1 pseudogene is annotated in these 314 nt (G+C 65.9%); it reads right to left on the bottom strand.

The features are described 5' to 3' along the window. Nucleotides 1–314, bottom strand: a pseudogene (locus tag QWI17_RS00675) (glycine dehydrogenase (aminomethyl-transferring)); the annotation flags it as partial.

Raw genomic sequence — 314 nt, 5'->3', positions numbered from 1 at the left:
TCGCTGGCGTCAGCCAGTTGCGGGCCCATCATGGCAATGTACATCCAGCTGATCGGCAGAATGCTGGCGCTGCCCCAGGGCGCAGCGCTGACCGCACTGTTGTTCGGATCCAGGCCGGGGACCGGTACCACCGGGTGGCTGGCGACGAAGGGTTGCAGATGAGCGCGAACACCGATCGGCCCCATGCCCGGACCACCACCGCCGTGGGGGATGCAGAAGGTCTTGTGCAGGTTCATGTGCGACACATCGGCACCGATGTCGGCAGGGCGCGCCAACCCCACCTGGGCATTGAGGTTGGCGCCGTCCATGTACAC

It is taken from the genome of Gilvimarinus gilvus (assembly GCF_030518155.1).
Taxonomy (GTDB): Bacteria; Pseudomonadota; Gammaproteobacteria; order Pseudomonadales; family Cellvibrionaceae; genus Gilvimarinus; species Gilvimarinus gilvus.
The sequence above is the reverse complement of the archived record's forward strand: the minus strand, read 5'-3'. Positions and strand labels throughout refer to the sequence as shown.